The 23,518-nt window shown below is 72.6% G+C and carries 17 protein-coding genes and 3 tRNA genes; 9 read left to right on the forward strand and 11 right to left on the reverse strand.

Annotation, left to right across the window (positions count from 1 at the left end; genetic code table 11):
* Nucleotides 1-8: 8 nt before the first annotated feature.
* From WME75_RS18800 to WME75_RS18810, 3 genes are all read right to left on the reverse strand, one after another.
* Nucleotides 9-85: transfer RNA gene (locus WME75_RS18800), tRNA-Asp, on the reverse strand.
* 149 nt (nt 86-234) lie between these two features.
* Nucleotides 235-311, reverse strand: a tRNA-Asp gene (locus WME75_RS18805).
* Between the two features lie 43 nt (nt 312-354).
* Nucleotides 355-426: transfer RNA gene (locus WME75_RS18810), tRNA-Val, on the reverse strand.
* A gap of 318 nt (nt 427-744) precedes the next feature.
* Between WME75_RS18810 and WME75_RS18815 the strand changes: the two genes are divergently transcribed.
* Genes WME75_RS18815 through WME75_RS18825 form a run of 3 tightly spaced genes read left to right on the forward strand, consistent with a single transcriptional unit; the run spans nt 745 to nt 3,699 of the window.
* Nucleotides 745-1,728, forward strand: a complete 984-nt coding sequence (locus tag WME75_RS18815; RefSeq protein ID WP_437492734.1) for an ATP-grasp domain-containing protein — start codon at nt 745-747, stop codon at nt 1,726-1,728.
* Entirely contained in the window at nt 1,725-2,852 is a 1,128-nt protein-coding gene (locus WME75_RS18820) for a carboxylate-amine ligase (protein WP_437492735.1), read from the forward strand. Before WME75_RS18815 ends, WME75_RS18820 begins: the two co-directional genes overlap by 4 nt.
* A 43-nt stretch (nt 2,853-2,895) precedes the next feature.
* Nucleotides 2,896-3,699 carry a hypothetical protein gene (locus WME75_RS18825; protein ID WP_437492737.1) on the forward strand — a complete coding sequence of 268 codons (804 nt, stop codon included), beginning with the start codon at nt 2,896-2,898 and terminating at the stop codon, nt 3,697-3,699.
* 42 nt (nt 3,700-3,741) lie between these two features.
* Here the strand turns inward: WME75_RS18825 and WME75_RS18830 are convergent, their stop codons facing one another.
* A complete protein-coding gene (locus WME75_RS18830; RefSeq protein WP_437492739.1) occupies nt 3,742-5,169 on the reverse strand; it encodes a serine/threonine protein kinase in 1,428 nt (475 codons plus the stop codon).
* Nucleotides 5,170-5,671: 502 nt separating this feature from the next.
* Here WME75_RS18830 and WME75_RS18835 point away from each other — a divergent pair.
* Together WME75_RS18835 and WME75_RS18840 are read left to right on the forward strand one after the other, a co-directional pair.
* Nucleotides 5,672-7,312: a hypothetical protein gene (locus WME75_RS18835; RefSeq protein WP_437492741.1), complete on the forward strand. Its 1,641-nt coding sequence runs from the start codon at nt 5,672-5,674 to the stop codon at nt 7,310-7,312.
* 73 nt (nt 7,313-7,385) lie between these two features.
* A complete protein-coding gene (locus tag WME75_RS18840) occupies nt 7,386-7,979 on the forward strand; it encodes a GNAT family N-acetyltransferase (RefSeq protein ID WP_437492743.1) in 594 nt (197 codons plus the stop codon).
* Nucleotides 7,980-8,798: 819 nt separating this feature from the next.
* Here WME75_RS18840 and WME75_RS18845 read toward each other — a convergent pair.
* From WME75_RS18845 to WME75_RS18870, 6 genes are all read right to left on the reverse strand, one after another.
* Nucleotides 8,799-10,070, reverse strand: a complete 1,272-nt coding sequence (locus WME75_RS18845) for an outer membrane protein assembly factor BamB family protein (RefSeq protein ID WP_437492745.1) — start codon at nt 10,068-10,070, stop codon at nt 8,799-8,801.
* On the reverse strand, nt 10,057-11,412 hold the full coding sequence (locus tag WME75_RS18850; protein WP_437492746.1) for a hypothetical protein: 1,356 nt from the start codon (nt 11,410-11,412) through the stop codon (nt 10,057-10,059). The genes WME75_RS18845 and WME75_RS18850 overlap by 14 nt, the downstream gene beginning before the upstream one ends.
* Complete coding sequence (locus WME75_RS18855) at nt 11,381-14,605, reverse strand: sulfatase-like hydrolase/transferase (RefSeq protein ID WP_437492748.1); 3,225 nt, start codon at nt 14,603-14,605, stop codon at nt 11,381-11,383. The genes WME75_RS18850 and WME75_RS18855 overlap by 32 nt, the downstream gene beginning before the upstream one ends.
* 302 nt (nt 14,606-14,907) lie before the next feature.
* Nucleotides 14,908-15,384, reverse strand: coding sequence for a transcription elongation factor GreA (greA, locus tag WME75_RS18860; protein ID WP_437492750.1), 477 nt, complete (start codon nt 15,382-15,384; stop codon nt 14,908-14,910).
* 116 nt (nt 15,385-15,500) lie between these two features.
* Nucleotides 15,501-15,815, reverse strand: a complete 315-nt coding sequence (locus tag WME75_RS18865) for a hypothetical protein (protein WP_437492752.1) — start codon at nt 15,813-15,815, stop codon at nt 15,501-15,503.
* On the reverse strand, nt 15,812-16,672 hold the full coding sequence (locus WME75_RS18870; protein ID WP_437492754.1) for an outer membrane protein assembly factor BamD: 861 nt from the start codon (nt 16,670-16,672) through the stop codon (nt 15,812-15,814). The genes WME75_RS18865 and WME75_RS18870 overlap by 4 nt, the downstream gene beginning before the upstream one ends.
* 117 nt (nt 16,673-16,789) lie before the next feature.
* Between WME75_RS18870 and WME75_RS18875 the strand changes: the two genes are divergently transcribed.
* Complete coding sequence (locus WME75_RS18875) at nt 16,790-18,298, forward strand: sigma-54-dependent transcriptional regulator (protein ID WP_437492756.1); 1,509 nt, start codon at nt 16,790-16,792, stop codon at nt 18,296-18,298.
* 55 nt (nt 18,299-18,353) lie between these two features.
* Here the strand turns inward: WME75_RS18875 and WME75_RS18880 are convergent, their stop codons facing one another.
* Entirely contained in the window at nt 18,354-19,898 is a 1,545-nt protein-coding gene (locus WME75_RS18880; RefSeq protein WP_437492758.1) for an ATP-binding protein, read from the reverse strand.
* Nucleotides 19,899-20,122: 224 nt separating this feature from the next.
* On the opposite strand from WME75_RS18880, the gene WME75_RS18885 reads away from it, so the two are divergent.
* The 3 genes from WME75_RS18885 (at nt 20,123) to WME75_RS18895 (ending at nt 23,503) form a co-directional block, all read left to right on the forward strand.
* The gene (locus WME75_RS18885) at nt 20,123-20,773 is read left to right on the forward strand and encodes a transaldolase family protein (protein WP_437492760.1); all 651 of its coding nucleotides are present in this window, start codon (nt 20,123-20,125) and stop codon (nt 20,771-20,773) included.
* Nucleotides 20,774-20,812: 39 nt separating this feature from the next.
* Nucleotides 20,813-22,339, forward strand: a complete 1,527-nt coding sequence (locus WME75_RS18890) for a methyltransferase domain-containing protein (RefSeq protein ID WP_437492762.1) — start codon at nt 20,813-20,815, stop codon at nt 22,337-22,339.
* Between the two features lie 195 nt (nt 22,340-22,534).
* Nucleotides 22,535-23,503 carry a hypothetical protein gene (locus tag WME75_RS18895; RefSeq protein WP_437492764.1) on the forward strand — a complete coding sequence of 323 codons (969 nt, stop codon included), beginning with the start codon at nt 22,535-22,537 and terminating at the stop codon, nt 23,501-23,503.
* Nucleotides 23,504-23,518: the final 15 nt, after the last annotated feature.

The following is a 23,518-nucleotide window of genomic DNA, read 5'->3' on the forward strand; positions in this document are numbered from 1 at the left end:
AGACGTGCTGGCGGGGTGGACGGGACTCGAACCCGCGGCCTCCGGCGTGACAGGCCGGCGTTATAACCAACTTAACTACCACCCCAGATGTCAGTGAGCCGATCGCCCAGCGAGCACCGGCGCTGCTCGGTACGCGCTGCCCACGAGCCAGATCTCGTCGCTGCCCTGCATCGAGCGATGCAGGGCGACCGAGGAAGCTCAGGTGAACGGCAGCTCGGAAATACGGAAGAAAGTTGGCGGGGTGGACGGGACTCGAACCCGCGGCCTCCGGCGTGACAGGCCGGCGTTATAACCAACTTAACTACCACCCCAGACTGAACTCATCACAGCTGACCCAGGGCCCTAGCCCTGGGGTGGGCGGGACAGGGGTCGAACCTGCGACCATCGGCTTGTAAGGCCGACGCTCTGCCGCTGAGCTACCCGCCCCGTCGGAGAGGTGCGCGACTCTACTTGCCGAACGGGTTCCGTCAAGATCTATTTTGAGACGAGCTCCGTCCATGGCGAATCCCATGGCGAATCCCCTGGCGAATTTGGCCTGGGTTTGCCGCGCGGGGCTGAGCGCCTGCGCGCGGCCCTGCGAGATCCATCGCGACGCACCGGACGGACCGGCGGACAGAGCCGTTGGTCCGCTCGCGCGGCCGACTCATCGATACAATTATAACATAAATTTCCTGAGTATCCGCGCTACGCTGCGCGTCAATCGCGGGGGTCGCGAGCATGTGTGGTGGGAGGAGACAGCAGCGTATGGCGGACAAGATCGGCATCCTCGTCGGCTGGGAGCAATCGTTCCCGCAGGCCTTCCTCGAGAGGTGCAACAAGGTGCCGGGCATCCGGGCGGAGATCGCGACGATCGGCGGGACGCCCGAGCGCTTCGAGAGCCCCTACCGGGTGCTCATCGACCGGATCAGCCAGGAGGTGAAGCACTACCGCTTCCACCTGAAAGCGGCGGCGCTCGGCGGGGCGTTCGTGATCAACGACCCGTTCTGGTGGAGCGCGGACGACAAGTTCTTCGGCTACTCGCTGGCGTCGCAGATCGGGATCGCGACGCCGCGCACCGTCATGCTGCCCCAGCACGACTACATCCCGGGGATCGTCAAGGAGCGCAGCCTCCGCAACCTCGAGTACCCGCTCAACTGGGATGCGATCATCGACTACGTGCGCTTCCCGGCCATCCTCAAGCCCGCGGACGGCGGCGGCTGGAAGGACGTGTCGGTGGTGCGGAACCAGGAGGAGCTGCTCGCCGCCTACAACGCCTCGGGGCAGAACGTCATGACCCTGCAGGAGTTCATCGACTTCGACGACTACGTCCGCTGCATCTGCGTCGGCAAGGATCGCGTCCTCCCGATCCAGTACGACCCGAAGGCGATCGGCCCGACCGGGCTCCGCGGCTGCTACGTGCAGCACGAGGACGAGCGGTGGCTCCCGAAGCGGCTGCACGATCGCATCATCGAGGACGCGATCAAGATCAACAGGGCGCTCGGCTACGACATGAACTCGATCGAGTTCGCGATCCGGGACGGGGTCCCGTACGCGATCGACTTCACGAACCCGGCGCCCGACATGCACATCGAGCACCTGCGGGAGCGCTACTTCAACATCGCGGTCGACTGGATGGTCACGTTCGCCGTGGGGTGCGCGCGCGGCGACCGGCGGACGCGCGACGACTACGCGTGGTCGAGGCTGGTCCGGCCTTCCGTGCAGAAGGTGCGGCTCGGGGCCTCGTCGTGACCGCGGCCCTGGGGCTCCTCGACGGCCAGTTCACGCTGGGCATCGAGGAGGAGTTCCAGATCGTGGACGCCAAGACGCGCGAGCTCAAGTCGTACGTGAGCCAGCTGCTCGAGGGGGGGCAGGGCCACAAGCTCCTGCGCGAGCGCGTCCGCGCCGAGATGCACCAGTCGGTCGTCGAGACGGGCACCGGCATTTGCCACGACGTCCGGCAGGCGAGGGGAGAGCTGACCGAGCTGCGCGGCAGCCTGAGCGCGCTCGCGCGGCAAGGCGGGATGCGCATCGTCGCGGCGGGGACGCACCCGTTCAGCGACTGGAAGGAGCAGGAGATCACCGACGGCGAGCGCTACCGGTGCATCGTGGAGGACCTGCAGGACGTCGCCCGGGCCAACCTGATCTTCGGGCTGCACGTGCACGTTGGCGTCAAGGACCGCGAGGTGGCGATGGCCCTCGCGAACCAGGTCCGCTACTTCCTCCCGCACATCCTCGCGCTGTCGACGAGCTCGCCGTTCTGGCTCGGGCGGTCCTCGGGCCTGAAGAGCACGCGGAGCGAGATCTTCAAGCGCTTCCCGCGCACCGGCATCCCGGGGCGCTTCGAGTCGTACGGTCACTTCCAGCGCTTCGTCGACCTGCTCGTGAAGACGGGCTGCATCGACAACGCGAAGAAGATCTGGTGGGACGTGCGCGCCCACCCGTTCTTCGACACGGTCGAGATCCGGATCTGCGACATGACCACGCGCCTCGACGACACCGTGGCGCTGGCGGCGCTCATCCAGGCCGTCATGGGCAAGCTCTACCTGCTCTACCGGCGCAACCTCGGGTTCCGCGAGTACCGGCAGGAGCTCATCGAGGAGAACAAGTGGCGCGCGGTGCGCTACGGCATCGACGGGCAGCTCATCGATTTCGGCAAGCAGGAGCAGGTCCCCGTCCGCCTCCTCGTCGGCGAGCTGCTCGAGTTCGTGCAGGAGTCGGCCGAGATCTTCAGGTCGCAGGACGAGCTCGAGCGGATCCGGGCGATCCTCGACGAGGGGACGAGCGCGGATCGCCAGCTCGCGGTCTACGCCCGGACACCGCGCTTCGAGGCCGTCGTCGACGACCTGATCGAGCAGTCGAGCCTCGGCCTCTAGACGAGAATTTCTGCTCGCGCGCCGGCTCTGCTACCGTGCGGCCGTGGGAATCGCTCCGCATCGCTGCGCCTTCGCTCTCTCGGTGGGCTGCCTTGTCGCGCTGTCTGTCACCGCGGGCGCCGCGGGCTGCGCGTCGACCGAGTACGTCAACGAAGGTCCGGGGCAGCCGACGCCGCGGGCCTCCGGCACGCTGCCGCCCGGCTCGACGGGCGTCTGCAAGCAGCCGCAGACGAAGCGGCCGCCCATCGTGAGCGAGGAGCTCTGGGCGCACACGAAGCCGTGCACGCCGCGCACGCCCGCCTCGTACATCCGCCTCGGCTACGCGAAGGACGGCGCGGCGGGCGCCGACCCGGAGGCGGAGCAGCTTGTCGAGCGGGTGCTCACGGCGCTCGCCGAGGGGACGAAGCCCGAAGACGGCAACAACCAGGTCACGAGCGCGATCCGCGCCGTGCGGGCCTACGCGGCGAGGAAGGACGAGCTGCGCGCCCGGATCGTGCGGGAGTCGGCCGACGGGCAGGCGTGCGACGTGACCTACCTGCTCAACACGATGTCCGCGGCGCGGAGCAAGCTGTCCGGGGGCGAGGCCTGCACCGCCGAGGTGTTCGACCCCGAGACGCGCGGTGACGCGTGCCTCTTCGACACGAAGCGGCCCGAGGGGCTGTGGCTCTCGAGCGGCTGGTCGTGCATGACGTTCACCGGCGCGCTCGGGAACGAGGCGTCCTGCCATCAGCTCTGCGGCTACGACGATTACTGCGCGCGGCAGGTGTATTGCGCGGCCGGCGACGTCAACCTGCTGCTCTGCACGCTCGGGGTCTGCCTGCCCGAGCCGTCCGCCGGCATCAAGTGACGGCCGCCGGCCGGCGCTGACCGAAGGCCCGGCGGGGCGGGGCTAGTCGGCCAGGAGGGCGCTCAGCCGCTCGAGCACGCCGCGGAGCAGGTCGCGCGCGCCGCGCAGGAGCAAGCGCCCGTCGCGCAGGACGTCCTGCACCTCGCTGGGTACGGGCAGGAGGCCCGCGCGGGCGGCGAACGCCGCGCCCGTGAGGAGCAGCAGGATCACGAGCAGGGTCAGAAAGACGCGGCGGCGCCACTTCCGCCGGGCGCGGGGCGCCGGGGTGACCAGGGACGGCGGCGCGGACGCGACGGGCAGGGCGCGGCTACCGGGCGGCGACTGCGACGAGGGCTTGGAGGAAGGCTCGTCGAGGGAGACGGGGAGGATGCCGGCGAAGGTGGCGGGGAGGGGCGTGTTCCCGGCCGGCGCCCGCTTGGAGCGCCGCTCGCCCCTCACCGAGGACGCGGTGCGGCTCTCCCCGCGCGACGACATGCGGCTGTCCGCGAGCTGGATCGCCGTCGCGAGCTTCTTCCGCCGCTCGGACACGATGTCCCCGAGCGTGTCGCGGACGAAGTGGCCGACGTCGCCGTCCGAGACCGCGATGCCGAGCGAGATCGCGATCTGGTCGATCGTGCGCTGGAACGAGGCGCAGTCGTTCCAGCGGTCCGCCGGATCCTTGGCCAGCGCGCGCTCGATGGCCACCGCGAGATCGAACGGGACGTCCGGCACGAGCTCCCGGAGGGGGACCGGGGCGAACCGCAGGATGTTCTCCATCGTCTTGGCGTCGCTCCGGCCGCGGAACGGGTGGTAGCCGCTGAGGGTCGTGTAGAGGAGGACACCGAGCGAGAAGATGTCGGAGCGGCGATCGACCTTGCCCGACGTGAGCTGCTCCGGCGAGAGGTACGGGATCTTGCCCTTGAGCTGGCCGGCGACGCGCGTCTCGTGCAGCCGGCCCGTGGCCTTGGCGACGCCGAAGTCGACGATTTTTACGATGCCGTCGAACGACACCATGACGTTCTGCGGCGAGATGTCGCGGTGCACGAGGTCGACGAGCTTCCCGTCGTCGTCGCGGAGCTCGTGCGCGGCGTGGAGGCCGGCGCAGATGCTCGAGGCGATGCGCAGGAGGATCGGCAGGGGGACGCCCCCGGCCGATTTGACCTGCTTGTTCAGCGAGGAGATCGTGTCGCCGTCGACCCACTCCATCACGATGTAGAGCACGCCGTTCTCGTCGCCGAGCTCGACGATCTCGACCGCGTGGGGGTGCCGGATGCGCGACGCGAGGCGCGCTTCGTCGAGGAACATGGCCTCGAAGGCCGGGTCGTCGCCGAACTCCGGCAGCATCGTCTTGATGGCGACGATCTTCTGGAAGCCGCGGGAGCCCACGAGGCGCGCCGCCCAGACGGCCGCCATCCCTCCACGGGCGACCGGCATGAGGATCTCGTAGCGGCCCAGCGTGTCTCCAGGCTTGAGGTCCGACAAGAGCTGCACGCGGTGATCCTAGAGGGGGAGGCGGAGTTGGGAGGGGTGGGGCTCGAGTGCCGCCGTTACGTTCGTGGAGGCACGCAGCCTCGACGTCTGCTGCCGGAGCGACGCAGCGCCATCGCGCTCGCACGTCACGAAGGAGGTCCCGCGAAGCCAGGGTGCCACGAAGGGGACACCGACCTCAAGTTCGGGGGCGCCAGCGCCCGAGGGGAAGGATCTCCGGCGCCCGGCGGACAGGAGCGCAGGCGCCGAGGAGGCGCGCGGCGGCCGCGCGGAACGGCGGCGGCAGGTGCGCGGCGCGAGAGCGGCTCATCGCAGCGGATACTACGCGAGCACCGTCGGACAGGAAGAATGCAGCGAGCGCTGCCGGAGCGATCGATGGGGCGGATCGAGGAGAAGCGAACCGCGCGAAAGGGAATGATTCGTAGCGAAGAGTGCGCCAGATCGCGCTGGAGACGCGGGCGCTGGAGTCGTGATACACGGGGAGCGACCCGCTCGACGAGGCCTCATGGAAGCCAATTTGCGCCCGATCCCGCCGCCGCACGACGAAGACGACGAAGATGTGCACTGGGCGCTGTCGACCGCGACGGCCCTGTGGGGGCGCGGCGAGCGTGATGAAGCGCTGAGATGGCTGCGCCGCGCCGCGGAGCAGGCCTCGGATGCCAACGCCGACCTGCGCGCACTCGAGCTCTTCAAGGCCGCCGCGGAGGTCGCGCAGAAGATCGCGGCGACCGACGCGGATCCGGGCTCGGCCACGGCGACGGAGTCGCCGCCGGCGATCGCGAGCGCGCCGCCGAAGACGCCCTTGAGCGCGCCTCCCCAGGCGCCCGGCGCGGCTCCTGCCACGGCGAGCGCGCCGCCGCCCAGGCCGGGCGCGTCGGGGGCCGGGTCCCACGCGACGCCGTCGCGGCCGCCGGGCGCGGAGGCAGGCCGGGCCGAGCGCGGCGGCGCGGGCACGAGCGCGCCGCCGGCCGCCGCGACGCGGGCGCCCTCGGTCCGCGCGCCTGCCGGCGACGCGTCGGCGGGGCCGATGACCTCGGCGATGGCGTCGTCCCGCGACGCCGGTGCGTCCAAGCCCGTCGGAGGGCTGGGCCGCGCGGTGCCGCTCGCGCCGGGGCGCGCGCCCGCGCCGGCGAGGTTCGTGGCCGTTCGCGAGGTGACCCCCACGCAGCTGTCGCCGGCCGCGCGCATGGCCGGCCCCGCGCCGGGGCTCCCGACGCGGCCCGCCGCCGGACCGCAGGCGACCGAGGCGGCCGGCCGCGCTGTCCCGGCAAAGGCGCGCCCGATCGCCAGCTTCACGGCGACCCACACGAGGGTGTCGTCGACAACGGCGGTGACCGAGGAGGTCCCAGCGGTCAAGCTCCCGGGCGCGCTCGCGGGCCAGGAGCCGGGGCAGGGCGCGTCCGGCGCTGCGCCCCAGAGCGCGACCGGCGAGCAGCTCCCGGCGGACGGGGACCCCCCGCCCGATCAGCGCGAGACGGTGCCGACGGCCATCGCCGTGGCATCGACGCGGCGGCAGGCGGTCCCGCTCGGCGCGAGCTCGTCGCAGGAGGCGACCGAGCGGCGCCCGCGGCTCTGGCCGGATGACGAGGGCACCATGCGCCGGCCGCTGACCGCGCAGGAGCAGCGAGTGCTCATGGAGCACCGGCTCGAGGACCTGGACGAGGAGACGCCGACGCTCGGCCTGGAGCAGGCGGGCGACGACGAGCCGTCCGCCGCGGCTTCAGCGGAGGCGCCGGTGGGGGCCCACGCCTCCGACGACCGCGCCGACTGGACCGAGGCCGAGCCGGACGACGACGATGCGGGCGTCGCCTCTGCGGAGCAGCAGGGAGACATGACGCTGGCGGCGGCGCCCTCGGGGGCGCTGCAGGCGCGGCCGTCCGAGGGGCCGGCGGTGGATTCGGCGTGGAGCGATCCGCCCTACGAGGGCGAATGGCAGGCGCCGCCGCCACGGCTGCCCGCGTCGCAGATCGAGCCGCTGCCGGCGCTTCGGATCGCGGTGATCGGCATCTCCAGCACGGGGGAGCTCCGGCTCGTCCCGATGGATGGAAGGAACGCTCCGCCGCGGGGCGCGGCGCTCGGGATCCTCGTCCCGCTGAGCCCCGGGGACGGCGAGACGATCGCGCGGTTGCTCCAGCTGCGCGGCTGAGGCGTCGCGGCGCTGCGACGCGCGGGATCGGCAAGAAGTGGGGCATCCCGCGCAATGGCGGTAGCCTCGGGGGATGCATGACGAACGGACCGCCCCGAAGCGCATCCGCGTGACAGGACTGCAGGAGGCCCAGCTGCCGGCGCTTGTCGCGACGGAGCAGGCCTGCACGGCGATGTACAACGAGATCGGCGTTGACGCGGCGGAGGTCCCGGCGCGGACGCACTCCGACATCATCGCGCTGACGCGGCAGCACGACGTGCGCGTGGCGGAGGCGGACGAGGAGGTGGCCGGCTACCTGGCGTGGCGCGACGAGGCGCCCGGGGTCGCGTACGTGGAGGAGCTCTCGGTGCATCCGGACCACCAGCGGCGAGGCATCGCCACGCGGCTGCTCGCGGAGCTGGAGGAGCGGGCGCGAGAGCTCGGCATGGAGCAGATCGTGCTGCGATCTTGGGAGAGGGCGAGCTGGGCGCAGGCTTTCTACAAGAAGGCGGGCTTCGCGCCGCTCGGCGACGACGCGCCCGCGAAGGTCCGCGCGTGGCGGGGCGAGCAGGAGGCCGCCGGGAGGCCGCTGACGCGAAGCGGCGAGGTTGTCCTGTGGGCGGCCATCGCGCCGAAGGCGGCTGATGCGCAGGACGAGGACGAGGGCGAAGCGCTGGCCGACGGCTGAGCCTGCCGGAGGAGGCCGGTGGCGCGCCGCCGTGGGGCGGCGTGCGCCCGATGGGAAGGTGCGCGGCGGGGAGCGTCGGCGGTCGACCGGGTTCGCCGCGTTGCGGAGCGTGCGTCCGCGTCCGCCGGCTGGGTCCGCTGGGCGGCGCTGACCTGGGCGGCGGGGGCGCCGTGGACCGGCGCGGGTCTGCCGACGGCGCCGTGGACCGACCCAGGTTCGCCGACGGGGTTCGCTCGGACGGGTTTGGCTCTGGCCGAAGCTCAGCCTAGACGCTCGACGGCGCGAGTTGACATAATGTTTCTTATGCGATCCAAGGCCGGTCCAGGGGCAGGGGGACCAGACCTTGGTTTCACGAGTAATTCCATGATGTTGGCATCTATTTCGCCGGATCGGCGGCGGTCGCCGCCGCCCTCAACCCGGGTCGGTTTCGCACGGGTCGGCTTCGCACCGCCGCCCTCAACCCGGGTCGGCTTCGTCCCGCATCGCCGCCCAACCCGGGTCGGCTTCGCCGCCGCCCCGCCATCTCAACCCGAGTCGATCTCGGCTTGGCAACCCAACCCCGGTCGGCGCTGGCCTGGACCCAACCAGAGTCCGTTATATGTGGGCCTAGTTCGCCTTTGGCGTACAAAGTAGGCACATGTCGCACTGCTCGCCGGCGCGGCCCCCCGCTGGCGCCGCGCCGGAATCGCGAGGCGCGTCCTCAGATCGTCGCGCCGCCCGGAGCCCCCCGTACCGCGCCGACCGTAGGCCCTTCCGACGACGCCAGGACGCCCTCAGCGCGCCGGCTTCAGAACACCGTCCCCGAAGCTGAACGGACGATCAGCCCTTCGGAACCGGCGGTGTCTCGACGTCGAGGCTGAGCAGCGCGCCGCCGTTCGTCAGCACGAACGCGCGCCGACCGTAGGCCGCCGGCGTCATCGCGATGCCGCCGCCGGTCTCGATGCCGTCGATCACGGCCCCGTCCAGCGGTGAGAACAGGAAGATCCCGTAGCGCGTGGTCGTCACCAGCAGCGCCCCCGCGAACGGCACCGGAGCCGAGATGCCACCGTCCGGCAGATCCCGGCGCCAGATCGTCCGGCCGTCCTCCGGATCCAAGGCCCACAGGCCGGTCAGGCCCGAGGACGCGAGGAGCACCTTCCGCTCGGGCACGATCGGGCCGCCTCCGCTGCGAGGCTGGTGCGCAGGCTGATGCCACAGCACAAGCTCGGTGACGCCGACCGCCGCCTCGTTCGCCCAGGCCCGGGTACCGTTCTCGGCGTCGAGCGCGAAGATACCGCCCGCATAGCCCGCCACGAAGACCACATCGCCCGAGGCGATCTGGCCGAAGACCGGCGTGGTGTCCGTGTCGAGGTACTTCGGCGTCTGGCCACCCGCGCTCTGCTCGGCCTCGGCAGCCAGGTCGACGAGCGCCCACTGCTCGGACCCGTTCTTGAGGTCGTAGGCCATCACGACCCCGTCGGAGAACGCGGTGTACACCTTGTCCCGCCCGAGCGCCGGGCCGGCGTGCCCGGAGATCTCCATCCCGAACGCCGGCGTCCGGTGCTGGTGCCAGCGCATCGCGCCCGTCGCCGCGTCGAGCGCGATCAACGTGTCGTTCGAGTTCGTCACGTAGAGCACGCCGTCGCGCAGCACCGGCCGCCGCGAGACCTTGGCGTTGGTCATGAAGCGGTAGAGCAGCTGGCCGTCCGAGGCGCGCACCTTGTAGAGCGCGCCGTCGTTCGAGCCGAAGTAGACCGCGTCCGACTCCGCGTCGTAGAGCGGCTCGCTCTGCACCGGGCCGAGCGTCTCGAACCGCCAGATGACGTCGCTCGTGTCGGCGCGCACCGCGTACAGGCCGTGATCGCTCGATCCGACGAAGACACGCCGGTGCGCCGCGTCGATCTCGGGGCGGCCGCGCTCGTAGGCCTCGCCGACCTTGCGCGTCTCGGCCGTGAGGTCGCGGCGCATCGTGATGCCCAGCGCGCTCCCCGGATGGTGCAGCCAGAGCGGCGCGTCGGGCGCCGCGGCGACGCCCAGGTTGCCGCAGCCGCCGAGCGACGCGAGGGCCAGCCCGAGGAGCGCAGCGCCCGCGGCGCGACTAGTGCGGCGCATCGCCCGCCTTCTTCTCCGCGTTCTCACGCGCCCGGCGGATCAGCTGCTCGATCTCCTCCGGCGTCATCGTCTGGCCCTTCGGGCCGCCGAACGCGGCGCGGGGCGGCACGGCGGCCGGATCGATCTTGCGCAGCATCTCCTCGACGACGGCCTCGAGGAACTGGAACGAGCGGCCCTCGGCCGACGGCGCCTGGAGCTTCTCGTGCGCGCTCTTGAGCAGCTCCTTCGCCTTGTCGCTGTCGCCCTTGGCCAGCTGGATCCGCGCCTGATGGTACAGCGCGAGCTCCTTGTAGCCCCTCATGTCGATCGCCTCGAGCTCCTTGAACGACGCGAGCGCGCCGTCGAGATCGCCCTTGCCCTCCCGCGCGAACGCGATGCCCTCGATGGCGCGCCCCTTCACGTCGGGATCGGCCCCCGCGAGCGGCGACGAGACCACGGCGCTGTACGCGTCGAGCGCGTGCGCGTAGTCCTTCTTGTCGAGCAACACCCCGGCCTGCCCGAGCTTCGCCAGGATCGCCGCACCGGTGCCGCCGTGCTCGTCGATGACCTTGTTGTACGCGGCGAGCGCGGTGTCCGACCGCTCCTCCGCGGTCTTGAAGGTCCTCGTGGCGTCGAGCTCCTTCTCCTCCTCGCTGCGCGTGTCCTCGGCGACCACCCTGCCCCGATCCGCAGCGACGGCCGCCACGAGCGCCGACGACGACACGGCGTCCTTCTTCTCGGCCCGCGACAGGTAGAACAGCACGCCGCCGGTCGCGACCAGCGCCGCCAGCGCGCCCCACTGGACGATGTGGAAGTTGCTCTTGAGCCACCGGCCGGCGCCGCTCGTCATGCGGCTGAGCGCGTCCTCGACCATCTCGCCCGGCAGCAGCTGGACCGGGCGACGCCCCGCAGCCTGCTCCTTGCGGCGCGCGAGCAGCTCCTTCGCGCGGGCGTTCTTGTCCTTGGGCAGCTCGTCGCCGGCCGCCTTCTTCTTGCGCCGGCGCACGGTGGCCTCGTCGCGGCGACGGGCCGCGCGGTTCGGCGCCGCCTCGACCGCCGCGTCGCCCGCAGCCTCCGCCGGCGGCGCCTCGTCCGGCTCGCCGACGCCAAGCGCATCGGCGATGCGCTGCGCGGCATCGTCGTCGCCCTCGCCGCCGGCCTCCTTCACCGGAGCGCCGCGCGGTGGCCGCGCCGGGGCCGCCTCCGCAGCCCCGCCCTCGTCGCCATCGCTCCGCGTGGCTTCGTCCTTGTCACTCCCCGCGGATTTCTCTTCGGCCTGCTCTCGGTCCTTGTCCGACACGCGGCGGACTCTAGTCTCGCGGCCTGCGGCGTCAATCTGGCCGGTGAGCGGCAGGCGCTTCATCCCCCGAGCGCGGCGGCGGCGCTCGCTGATCGCGGGCGTCGCGGGCGCCGCCGGGCGACCAGGGCGCAGGCGGCGGGGGCGGGATCTCGTCGCTCAACGGGACGACGGCGCACGCGGACACCTCGACGTTTTGGGTCGCGTACACCACGAAATCGGCGTAAGCGCCCGGCCGCGCGCCCACCGCGGGCGGCAGCGTCGCGAACGCCTCGGTCGGCTCGCTCCCCGGCGGGATCGCGAGCGTGACCGCGCGCTCCGGATCGAGCTCCGGCGCGCTCGCCGGGACGAGCGACGCGCCGTCCCGCTTCGGCGGGCGCGCGCCGCGCCTGGGGCTGCCGAACCGCACCTCGCCGGGGCGGCCGTCGTCGGTCCGCGCGCGGCAGAGGACGCGCACGCCCTTGCCGTTTCCCGCCTTCGGGATCACGACGCCGAGCCCCACCCCGCTCTTCGCGAAGCGGCGCAGGCGGTCGAGATCGCGCTCGCGCGGCCCGCCGAGCAGGTCGAGGATGTCGGCCCGGAGCGCGAAACCAACCCCTCCAGGCAGGGGATCCGGCGTGCCGAGCATGCGCAGGAGCGGCGTCCACAGCTCCGGGCCGGCGCCGAGCTTCACCAGCGCCTCCGCGATCGCGACGCGCGCGGTCTGGTAAGGCTCCTGGCTGAGCCGCTCGGCGAGCGCCGGCCGCGCAGCGTCCTCGCCGATCGCCGCGAGCGCGGCGGCGGCGTACGGGCGGAGCCGCACGTCGCCGAGCGCCGCGATGAGCGGCGGCAGCGCGGCCTTCACCCGGATCTTGGCGAGCGCGTCGACGATCTCGCGCGTCCGCTCGAACGACGTCGCCTCGGCCGCGTCGGCGCCGCCGTCCTGCTCCGGGCCCCGGACCACCTGCCTGAGCCACGCCACGAGCACGTCGTCGCCGCGGCGATCGCCCGCCTCGGCCAGCGCGAGCGCCGCGAGGCGCCGCCACTTGCGGTCGCGATCGACGAGGAGATCGCGCGTGAGCGGCGCGCCCTCGCCGAGCCGCGTGAGCGTGAGCGCCGCCCACCGCCGCACCTCGTCGTCCTCGTCGCGCACGAGCGCGAGCCGGAGCGACGGCGCCGCCTCGGAGCGGCGCAGATCGAAGAGCACCTCGCCCGCCTTGCGGCGGATCGCCACGTCGGCGTCGTCGAGCAGCGCCGCGACCTCCACCACCGCGTCGGCGTCGCCCGCCATGCCGCGGCGGAGCGCGTCGGGCCAGCCCTTGCCCTCCCTCCGGAGGCCGCGGACCTCGTAGCGCCCGTGTGACGCCTCGACGGCGCGCAGCTCCGATCGCATCGCGCCGAGCTCCGCCGGGCGCAGCGCGGAGATGTCCTGCTGCTGGCGCGGATCGGTCGCCACGTCGTAGAGCGCGCACGCGCCGATCTTGCGCGCGCAGACGAGCCGCAGCGTGCCCTTGGCGAGCAGCGTCTGCGTGTCGGTCTCGGCGAACGCGAAGCCCGGGAGCGAAGGAGGCCCGCCCGGCGACGCCTCGCCCTGCTCGGCCGCCGCGTCGCCGGAGGCGAGCAGCGGCCCGAGATCGGCGCCGCGCACGCGCGCGGGCCTCGGGATGCCGAGCCCCGCGAGCACCGTCGGCAGCAGATCGACGAGCTGCACCGGCGCCCGCACCACGCGGGGCGAGAGCAGGCCGGGCGCGCTCACGATGAGCGGCACGCGCGCCTGCTCCTCGTACACCGTCGTGCCGTGGTAGCGCCCGCCGTGCTCGCCGAACTCCTCGCCGTGATCGGCCGTGACGATCACGACCGCGTTCGGCCGCTCCTTGCGGACCTCGTCCACGATCGCGCCCACGCCCGCGTCCGCCACGGCGATCTCGGCGTCGTAGCGGTCGATGTCGCGGTCGCCGAGCGGGTGCTCCGGGTGCGCCTCGTACGGCTCGTGCGGCTCGAAGAGGTGCACCCACATGAACGAGCGCTGCTCCGGCCCGAGCCCGGCGAGGTAGCTCCGCACCTGCTCCAGCCTGAGCTGCGCGCTCGCGAACTCGATCTTCTGGTACTCGAAATCGAGCGCCCGATCGCGCAGCGCGCCGAAGCGCTCGCCGTCGATGAAGAACACCGCCGGCGGGTAGAAGCCCGCCGTCTTGTAGCCGTAGCGGCGGAGGTGCTGCGCGAACGTCTCGGAGTCGTCCCCGAGCCCCTGCAGCACGAGCGGGCGGATGTACTTGCCCGTCATGAGCGACGAGACCGCGTACGACGTGTGCGGCGTCGGCGTGTACGCCGCCTCGAAGCGCACGCCGTCGGCCGCGAGGCGATCGAGGTTCGGCGTGATCTTCCTGTCGTAGCCGTACGCCCCCACGTGATCGGCGCGCAGGGCGTCGATGCTGATCAGCACGATGTCGCGCCCCCGCAGATCGATCGCGTGACCGCTCGCGCGCTCGTCGAGCGGCGCGGCGTCGAGCGGCTCGGGCGGCGACAGCACGGCGGCGAGCTCGACCACGTGGCCGAGCAGCGGGCCGTGCGTCGCGTAGATCAGCCGGATGTTGTCCGCGAGCGCGAGCCGATCCGCCGCGCCGGGCGCGAGCGCGGCGCCGAACGCGAAGAGGACGAGGGCGAGCGCCGCGCGCACGAGCCTCGGCGAGCGCCGCTCGCGCCCGTCGCCCTGGCGGGCCGCCCGCGTGGGCAGCGCCGGCGTGGCGAAGGTCGCCGCCGCGAGCGTGAGCGCCGCGAGCCCGAGGTGGAAGGCGAGATAGAGGCGCGGCAGGATGCGCACGTTCGCGACCTCGAGCAGGACGACCGCGCAGGCCGCCGCGAGGACGAGCCACCTGCCGGCGGCCGCGGCGCGCGCTCGCTTCAGGGCGCGGGCCACAGACGGTGCCGCCGCGAAGGTCACGCCGGCGGCGAGGAGCGAAAGCGCCGCGACGAAGGGCGCGCGCCGGCCGCCCTCGAGCATGCGCCCGGCCGAGACACCGAAGGCCACCGCGCCGCCGAACGCCCCGGCGAGCAGCGCCGCCGCGGCGCGGAACCCCGTGCGCTCGGAGCGCGTGACGATCTCGAGCACCGCGCCGAGGAGGGCGGCGCACGGCGCCGCGGCCGCGAGCGCGAGCGGCAGGAGGTCGCGCACGGCGCGGCCGAGCTCGTGGAGCCCGAGGAGCTCACGCCACCGCAACGCCCCGACGACCAGGAGCTCGGCGAACGCGAGCGCCGCGACCGCGAGGTAGGCGTCCGCCATGCGCCATCCGATCTCGGTCTCCAGCTTGCGCGGAGGAGCGTCGGAGCTCCCGCTCGGGAACGTCGCGCGGCTCGGCGCCGGCGCCGGCGTGGACGGGCGCGCCGGTCCGGACTGAAGGCGCGGCGCCGAGGGAGCCCGGTGCCCCGGCGCTCCCGGCGCGGCGCCCGCGAGCCCGTCCGCGGCGGCGGTCGTGTCAGGCCGGCTCCCGTGGGCGGATCGACCGGGGGGCACGGACCCCCCGGGAGGCCGGCCGGAGCCCCCATGGCCCCGCGGGCGCATCGGAGCCGCCCCGTTGCGATCGGTCATGCGTAGGAGACTTCGAGGATCTCGTAGGTGCGCGGCCCGGCCGGCATCATCACGCGGACCTCCTCACCGACCTCATGGCCCAGCAGCGCGCGCGCGAGCGGCGAGGCGATGGAGATGCGCCCAATCTTGAGATCGGCCTCATCGGGCCCGACGATCCGGAAGCTCTGCTCCTCGTCCGTGTCCACGTTCGTGAGCTTGACCTTGGCACCGAACTGGACCTTGCTCCCGCTCAGCTTGGAGGGATCGATCACCTCGGCGCGCGAGAGCGTCTGCTCGAGGTAGCTGATGCGGGCGACGATCATGCCCTGCCGCTCCTTGGCGGCGTGGTACTCGGCGTTCTCGGAGAGATCACCGTGCTCCCGGGCCGTTCCGATGTCCTTGACGACCTGCGGCAGGTCGCTCTCTTTCAGCCGTCGCATCTCTTCGCGGAGCCGCGCTTGTCCCTCGGGCGTCATCGGTACTTTCTCGGACATGGTGGGGACGCTTTTAGCATGGCTCCCGGCCGGTCGACGACGGCGCGAGACGCGCCGATCGTTCAAAGCGCCGGACGCCCGAGCCGCAGCGCGCGCTCCGCCCTGCCCCCGCCGGCCTACCCCCGCCAGCGCACGATCTTCCGCGGGGGCTGCCGCGCGTGGGCGTCCGCTGACTTCGTCGCGCTCCGGACGAGGGCCGCCGCGGTCCGGGAGAGCTCCTCGGGGTGCGGCCCGCCGTGCGGGACGGCAGCGACGTCCACCGCCGCCGTGGCCGCGCCGGTCGCCTCGGCGACCCGCACCTCGACCGGGACGTCCGCGTCCGGGAGCCGCACGAGGCCGCGGTAGACGAGCTCGCCCGGCGAGTCGCCGGCGTCGGTCTGCTCCAGCACGTAGCGAGCGCCGGAGGACGGCCGCCCGACGGCCTGCGTCACAGCCGCGGCCCCGAGCGGGCCGGGGCCGACGCCGCCTTGGCGGGCGCGCGGCGCTGCCCGCCGGGGCCCATCTCGTCGAGGAAGCGCCGCGCGGTCACGGCGAACGGGCCGCCCCAGTCCCGGATGACCGACTCGAACACGGCGCGCGCCTCGTCCGGCTTCTTCATCTTGAGGAGCGTCTCGCCCTTGAGGACGAGCGCCTCCGGGTCGAGCCCGGAGCCCGGGAAGGTCCGCAGCGCGTAGTCGATCCGCGCGAGGGCCGCGTCGAACACGTCCTCCTTGAGGTAGTAGCGCGCCACGTAGAGCTCGTGGCGCACGAGCCGCCCCGTCACGACCTCGAGCATGTAGGCCGCGTCCTCGCGGTAACGGCTGCGCGGGAACTGCCGGAGGAACGTGCGGATCTCCCTGTGGGCCTCGATCGTGGTCGCCTGGTCGCGCTCCTCGGCCGGCGGCAGGAAGACCGTGTCGTCGATGTCCAGGTAGAGCGCCTTGGCCATCCGGTACTTCGCGTACTCGACGTTCCGATCCGTCCGGTGCTCCTGGATGAACGCGCGGTACGCCGAGATCGCCTCGGGGTACTTGCCCTGCTCGAACTCGAGGTCGGCGATCCGGAGATCGGCGAGCCGGGCGTAGCGGCTGTACGCGAAGCGCCGCTTCACCTCGGAGAAGAGGGCGCGCGCGTCCTCCCAGTCCTTGGCCTCGAAGGCGGCCATCGCCTCGTTGTACGCGGCGCGCGCGTCCTCGGTATACGTGAGGGTGGCGGTGCGGCCGTCGTTGAATTCGAAGTCGCAGCCCACGAGCCCGCCCAGGGCAGCGAGGCACCCGGCAAGGGCGAGGACAGCGGCGGAAGGTCTCATCGGGCACGCCTCGTACCCAATCCGGCGCCGGCGCGCCAGGGCTTCCGCCGCGGGCCGCGCCTCCGCGCCCCTGCTCCCGCGTCGTGGCGCACGGGTGAGCTGGGGTATGGTCGGCCCATGCCCGCTTCCCCTCCAGCGCCCCCCACCCCGACGCTGCACCCGGGAGGCGCCGCCTCGCCCACGGTCCTCATCGTGGACGACGAGCGCAACATCCGCCGCACCCTCGCGCTCGTGCTGCAGGGCGAGGGCTACAGGGTCGCCGAGGCCCCGAGCGCCGAGGCGGCGCTGGAGCTGCTCGCGCACGGCGACAGCCCCGTCGACCTCGCCCTGGTGGACCTGCTCCTGCCCGGCATGAACGGCCTCGATCTCCTCCAGCGCGTGCGCCAGGACGACGCCACCCGCGAGCTGCCGGTCATCGTGATCAGCGGCCACGCGACCGTCAACGACGCGGTGAAGGCGGTCAAGCTCGGCGCCTGCGACTTCTTCGAGAAGCCGCTCAACCGCGAGCGCGTCCTCGTGGGCGTCAAGAACGCGCTGCAGAACTCGCGGCTCGCGCGGGAGGTCGAGGATCTGAAGGCGCAGGTGCAGTCGCGTTACGAGATGATCGGCCAGAGCGCCGCGATGCAGCGGCTGTTCAAGGAGATTGATCGCGTCGCGCCCACGAAGGCGAGCGTGCTCATCACCGGCGAGAGCGGCACGGGCAAGGAGCTCATCAGCCGCGCCATCCACCGGCTCTCGCTGCGGGCGCGGGGGCCCTTCGTCCGGGTCAACTGCGCCGCGATCCCGCGCGAGCTCATCGAGAGCGAGCTCTTCGGCCACGAGCGCGGCGCGTTCACCGGGGCGAGCGGGCCGAAGCGAGGCCTCTTCGAGCAGGCCCACGGAGGCACGCTGTTCCTCGACGAGATCGGCGACATGGACCTCGCCGCCCAGGCCAAGGTGCTGCGCGCGCTTCAGTCGGGCGAGATCTGCCGCGTCGGCGGCGAGCACAGCCGGCACGTCGACGTCCGCGTGCTCGCCGCGACGAACAAGGACCTCTCGCGCGAGGTCGCCTCGCTGCGCTTCCGCGAGGACCTCTTCTTCCGCCTCGCGGTGTTCCCGATCAAGAGCCCGGCGCTTCGCGACCGCATGGACGATCTGCGAGCGCTCGCCGACGCGTTCATGGCGGCGTTCTGCAACGAGAACGGCCTGAAGCAGAAGGCGATCGATCCGGTGGTCTACGCCGCGCTCGAGCGCCGGAGCTGGCCGGGCAACGTGCGCGAGCTCAAGAACGTGATCGAGCGCGCCGCGATCCTCTCGAGCGATGTCGTCACCATCGCGGATCTCCCGGAGGATCCGCACGAGAACCCGTTCGAGGACGACGCACAGGGGGCCGCCGGGGAGGGCTCGATCGCGCCCCCCGCCCCCGGCGCGGCCGAGCCGCACGCGGGCGCGGCCCGCCACGAGCCGGAGCGCCCTCGCCTCACGCTGCGCGAGTTCCGCGATCGGGCCGAGCGCCGCTACATCGTCGAGGTGCTGGCCAGCCTCGACTGGAACATCTCGCGCGCGGCCGTTCTGCTCGGCGTCGAGCGCACGAACCTCCACAAGAAGATCCGCGCGTACGGCATCAAGCGGGGCGAGGCGCCGTAGTAGCGCCGACGAGCCGCGCGCGCGGCTTGCAGCAGGCCCCCGCGGCCCTGCCGCGCTACGCGGCCCCCCCGAGCGCCCTGCGGACGGCGCGGAGGAGCGACTCGGCCGTGAACGGCTTCCCCAGCACCGCGGCGTCCGGCCGGGCGGCGAGCGGGCCGTCGAGCGCGTCGCCCGTGTAGCCGGACATGAAGAGCACCCGCAGGTCCGGCCTGAGCTTCACGAGGCGCTCGGCGAGCTCGCCGCCGGACATCTCGGGCATCAGCACGTCGGTGAGCAGGAGGTCGACGCGCCCGCGCTGCGCCTCGCAGACGCGCAGGGCCTCGCCCGGCCCGCGCGCCGTCAGCGTGGTGTAGCCGTGCTGCGCGAGGATCCGGCTCGCGAGCGTGACCACCGCGTCCTCGTCGTCAGTGACGAGCACCGTCCCGCCCTCGCCCCGGCGCGGCGCGGCGTGGGGCGCGCGCCCGCGCCGCGAGGCCGCCGCCCGCGCCGAGAGCGGCAGGTAGATCTCGACGCGCGTGCCCTCCCCGGGCTGGGACGCGAGCTCGATGAAGCCCCGCCACTGCTTGACGATCCCGTACACGGTGGCGAGCCCGAGGCCGGTCCCCTTCCCCCTCGGCTTCGTCGTGAAGAACGGCTCGAAGGCGCGCGTCCGCACGTCGTCGCTCATCCCGCTGCCGGTGTCGCCCACCACGAGGCGCGCGTACCGGCCGGGCGGGATCGCCGGGTGCGCGTCGTGCAGGCTCCCCGCGGCGCCGACGCGGACCGCGCGCGCCTCGATCGACAGCCGGCCGCCGTCCTGCATCGCGTCGCGCGCGTTCAGCGCGAGGTTCATGACCACCTGCTCGATCTGCCCCGCGTCCGCCAGCACCCGGCAGCCCGAGCGGCCGAGCGCGATCGCGAGATCGACGCCGCCCCCGACGACGGCGCGGAGCGCGCCCTCCATGCCGCGCACGACGTCCCGCAGATCGAGCACGACCGGCTGCGCGAGCCCCCGCCGGCTCACCGTGAGCAGCTGGCGCGTGAGCGACGCCGCCCGCTGCGCGGCGCTCTTGATCTCGGCGAGGTCCTTCTGCACCGGGCTCTGCTCGTCGAGCTCCTCCATCACGAGGCTCGTGTAGTTCAGGATGATCGCGAGCAGGTTGTTGTAATCGTGGGCGATCCCGCCCGCGAGCCGCCCCACCGCCTCCATCTTCTGCGCCTGGCGGAGCTGCTCCGAGAGCTCGCGCCGGCGCTCCTCGGTGCAGCGCGAGGACGAGAGATCGACGATCGCCCCGACCACGAGCCGCTCCCCGCGCCCCTCGGTGAGCGCCTCGGTCCGCAGCACCCGGACGGTCGACCCGTCGCGACGCGTGAGGCAGGTCTCGATCGCGCTCGCCGGCGGCGGCTTCGCGCTCGCGCCGCCCGCCACGCACCCCCCGAGGGCGAGCTCGGCCGCCGCGAGCGCGTCCTCCCGCGAGCCGTAGCCGAGCAGCCGGGCGAGCACCTCGTTGCAGTCGACGAGGCGGCCATCGAGCGAGGCGACGTAGAGCCCGGCCGGCGAGCAGGACGCGAGCAGCGGGCTGTGCTCCACCGGGTCTCTCGACGATCGTCCGCTGCTCATCGACGCGCTGTCCGTGCGGAAACGTTCAGTCGGAGGGAGATCCCCGACTACCCGAACTGAAGCGCGGACTCCCCTCGACTGCAACGCTGTTCACACCGGCAACACGCATGCGTCGCGGGCGGGACGGGCCGGCGAGCCGCGCCGCGTGGACGGTTTCTGCTTCTCCATCCCGGCAAACTGGCCTAGACCCCGCCGGGGCTCGGGCGAGCCCTCAGGAGCACGGCATGTTCTTCCTCGACAGCTCGAACCCGGCCGAGATCAAGGAGATGTTCTCGTGGGGCGTGCTCGCGGGCGTCACCACGAACCCCCTCATCCTCTCGCGCGACGCGGGCTGCGTCGATCTCGAGCAGCGCATCCGCGAGGTGCTCTCGGCGTCGGCCGGTCCGGTGTCGGTCGAGCTGACGAGCGAGACCGAGGCGGCGATGCTCGAGGAGGCCCGCGGCTACCACGCGTGGGCGCCCGAGCGGATCTGCATCAAGGTGCCGTTCAGCGACGTCGGCCTCAAGGTGACGCACGCCCTCGCGAAGCGCGGCGTGCGCACCAACGTCACGTGCGTGATGAGCTTCAACCAGGCGTACCTCGCGGCGCTCGCCGGCGGCGCGTACGTCTCGATCTTCAGCGGGCGCATCCGCGACATGGGCTACGCCGCGACCCCGGTCATCGAGCGCACGCGCGTGCGGCTCGAGCGCGAGCGGCTGGGCGCCGAGATCATCGTCGGCTCGATCCGCCACCTCATGGACGTGAACGAGGCGCTCGACGCCGGCGCGCACATCGTGACCGTGCCGCCGGTCATCCTGCGGAAGATGCTCCACAATCCGAAGACCGAGGAGACGATCCGCGAATTCAACGCCGCCTGGGAGAAGCGTGCTAAGTAGCCGCGCGTGAACGCCGAGCCCGGCCGCGCGCGAGGAGAAGTGGAAGCTCGAGGGCCGCGTCCCCCCGGAGACCTGAGAGACGAGGACCACCCCGGCCGCCGCGCGCCGCTCCACGCCCCGGAGGAGGCCCACGCCGGGCGCAAGTACGCGGTCGAGGAGGTGAACCGGGCCCTCGTCGCCGTCGCCGGCCGGCCCCGGACGGTGCTCGACGTCGGCTGCGGGATCGGGCTCAACGGCGCCGCCGTCAAGCGCACGGGCGCGCGCGTGACCGGGATCGAGATCGCGCCCGGGTCGCGCGCGCGCGCCGGGGAGGTGCTCGACGAGGTCCTCGCCGCCGACATCACGAGCGACGCCGCCGTGCGCGAGGCGCTCGGCGACCGGCGCTTCGACCTGCTCCTGTTCGCGGACGTCCTCGAGCACACCGCCGACCCGCTCGCGGTGCTCTGCCGCTTCCTGCCGCACCTCGAGGAGGACGGTCACGTCATCGTCTCGCTCCCCAACGTCGCGGCGTGGCCGGTGCGCCTCGGCCTGCTCGCCGGTCGGTTCGACTATGCGCCGAGCGGCATCCTCGACGACTCGCACCTCCGCTTCTTCACGCGCGCGTCGGCGCTCCGGCTCGTCGAGCGGGCCGGGCTCGAGGTGCTCCGCGTCGAGCAGAACCCGATGCTCGTCCGCGCCGCCAAGGGGCTCATCCTGAGCGGCCTCGGCGCCGGCGAAGACCCGGCCGATCTCGCCCGCTCGCTCCCCTACAAGGCCTACCAGGCGCTCGTCCGCCCGCTGGAGGACGTCGTGGCCGACCGCGCGCCCGGCCTCCTCGCGTTCCAGCACGTGATCGTCGCCAGGAAGCCGCCGCGCCCCCGCCGGATGCGGCTCACCGTCGGCATGCTCACGATGGATGAAGAGGAGAGCGTCGGCGCCATGATCGGCGAGATCAGGAAGGCCGCGCCCGACGCGGAGATCCTGTGCGTCGACAGCTCCACGCGGGACAGGACCGCCGAGATCGCGGCCGGCCTCGGCGCGCGCGTGCTCCGCCAGGTGCCGCCCCGCGGCCACGGCCCGGCGATGGAGCTCCTCATGTACAGCGCCGCTGCCCGGAGCGAGCTGCTCATCTACCTCGATTGCGACTTCACCTATCCTGCCGAGAACATCCCGGTGCTCCGGCGGCTCGTCGAGGAGGAGGGCGCCGACGTGGTGAACTGCGCCCGCACCCGCACGAGGCCCGCGGCCATGCCGGTCCCGAACTACCTCGCCAACCGCGCCTTCGCCGCCATGGCGCACGCGATGCACGGCATTCCCACCTCGGACGTCCACAGCGGCATGCGCGCTTACCGGTGCTCGGTGATTCGCGCGTTCGACTTCGACGGCGAGGGGGACGCGCTGCCCATCGACACGCTGCTCTTCCCGGCCAAGTGCGGCTATCGCGTGGTGGAGATGCCCATCGAGTACAACGAGCGCGTCGGCACCTCGAAGCTGCGCAAGCTGGCTGGCACCGTGTGGACCATGATTCGCCTCCTGCGCGCGCTCCCCGTCGGCGACCGCCTCGGCGATCGCTACGAGCGCCGCTAGGCGTCACGGCGCGCGCGTCACGGCGCGCGCCGTCAGGCATCGCCGCTTCGGAGATCAACGGCCATGAAGCGGTGGCGACGCGGTGCGGCGTCACCGCTCCCGCGTGGTCATCGCATTGCGGTCGCCTATACTCCGCATCTTTGACTCCAGAGGAGGCAAGAGATGCGGTTTCTGAAGGTAGTTTACGTACTAGGTGTGTCCGCGCTGACGGGCGCGGCCGCGATGGCGGGCTGCGGGGGCGATGACGCCGGCGGGACGAGCTCGAATTCTCCGGGGGCGACCAGCGGCGGGGCCGAGCGCGACTGCTCGCTGAAACATCCGGTCTGCACGGCGGTCACCTCGGACTGCGTCGCCGTCCACGACAATCAAGGCGCGACCACGCTCGGGCTGCGCATGGCGCAGCTCACGATCACGAAGCCCGACGTGCTCGCGAGTGGCTATGTCGCCGGCCTCGTCACCCAGGGCCTGACGATGAATCTGCCCCAGTGCAATCTGAACGGCACGGGCACCTTCTCCTGGCTGCTCGAGTTCGACACGACGACCGGCAAGCTGCGCACCGGCGGCGCGATGCCCACGGAGGACCCGCGCGAGGGCTACTGCTTCGCCAACATGACCGCCGGCGAGTTCGAGATCGCGCCGACGGAGATCGACGCCCCCCTGAGCGACGGCGCGTGGAGCGGGGAGGCCGAGACGCTCAACGTCCCGATCTTCCTGGCAACGAGCCCGGAGCCGATCATCCTACCCCTGCACCAGGTGCGGCTCACCGACGCGAAGGTGTCGGCGGACAACAATTGTATCGGCCGGTACAACGTCAAGGGGCTCGATCCGCAGAACGCCTGCCTTCCCGGCCAGGACGGCGATCCGCCGGCGTTCATCAACGGCGGCAAGCTCGCCGCCTTCATCACGCTGGAGGAGGTCGACCGGGTGATCGTCGACACTGTCGAACAGAGCCTCTGTGTCGTGCTCTCGGGCGATATCGTAAAATACGGGACCGGTGAGGAGCCCAATACCTGCAAGCGCGACGAGAACGACCAGATCGTGCTGAAGGGCGACTGGTGCAGCGCGACGAACTCGCCTGCGACGGACGACTGCGCAGACGCCTATGCGCTCGGCGGCGAGTACGCGGCGAGCGCCGTCAAGATCAACGGTCTCTGCCCCCAGTAGCGCTTGCGGGCGGCT

Origin of the sequence: Sorangium sp. So ce1014 (assembly GCF_051521505.1) — a bacterium.
GTDB lineage: Bacteria > Myxococcota_A > Polyangia > Polyangiales > Polyangiaceae > Sorangium.